The 1,248-nt window shown below is 61.9% G+C and carries 1 pseudogene; it reads left to right on the plus strand.

The window, feature by feature from the left end:
* Positions 1-42: 42 nt before the first annotated feature.
* Positions 43-1,248 (plus strand): annotated as a pseudogene (locus AC4FWB_RS34315) (hypothetical protein); the annotation flags it as partial.

The raw sequence follows: 1,248 nt of genomic DNA on the forward strand, positions 1-1,248 counted from the left end.
GGATCAACGGCTGACGGTGTACTCGCCAACCGGCGCAAGGCGATGGCCGATGCGGTCAAGGAAATTGCGCAACGGGATCAGCTCACCCTCGATTTCTATGATCGCGGGCGCATCGCGACATGGGTACGCGGTCATCCGGGTCTTATACCGTGGGTCCGCGATCGCATCGGCAAATCGCTATCGGGGTGGCAACCCTATGGGCCTTGGGCGCACACGCCTGCGGGCAGCGACGACAGCTACCTTGTCGATGATGCTCTGCGAATTCAAACCGGCAGCGCGGAAAACGGCGGTGGGGTCTCCGCGCTCGCTGGCCTCGAGAAGATCCGGGATCTTTTGGGTCAACCCGATAAAATCGTGCGTTTGGTTGGACTTTCCGGCGTCGGGAAAACCCGCTTTGTCCAAGCACTTTTCGATCCAGCTGTCGGCGCGGCTAATCTCGACCCTGCGCTAGCCATCTATGCCGACATGGCAGACACCCCTGATCCGCAACCGATCGCGCTCACCAGCAATCTGATCGCCCTACGCACGCGCGCGATCTTGGTCATAGACAATTGTCCGCAGGAACTGCACCGCCGGCTTTCAGAACTTGTCCGTGCCGCCGGCAGCACTATCAGCGTCATCACAATCGAATACGACATCCGGGAGGACGAGCCCGAGGGCACCGACGTGTTTGTGCTGGAACCGTCGTCGCCCGACCTGGTCCAGAAACTGGTCAGCCGGCGCTTTCCATCGATGTCCGACGTGGATGCACAGACCATTGCCGAGTTCTCCGGTGGGAACGCGCGGATCGCCTTGGCGCTCGCGGCAACGGTGGGCAAGAATGAATCGCTTGCCGGACTAACCGACGACGGCCTTTTCCGGCGGCTGTTTCAACAACGGCACGGGCATGACAACGGGTTGCTGCTCGTGGCGCAAGCGTGTGCGCTGGTCTTCTCGTTCGACGGCGAAGCCGTCGCTGGCGACGAGTCCGAGATCGTCCGCCTGGGTGGCCTGGTCGGCAAGACCGCTGCCGAGATTTTCGCCGGCGTTGCCGAGCTTCGCCGCAGGGATCTCGTGCAGCAGCGCGGAATATGGCGAGCAGTGCTGCCGCACGCCATCGCAAACCGCCTCGCCGCCCTGGCGCTACAAAACATACCTTGGCCAACCGTTGAAGCCCAACTCGTCAACGGCGCGTCGGAACGGCTGCTCAGATCATTTTCGCGGCGTCTCGGCTATCTTCACAGTAGCAAGGAAGCGGTCGCAACCGTT

The organism is Mesorhizobium sp. LEGMi-168a (assembly GCF_058312955.1).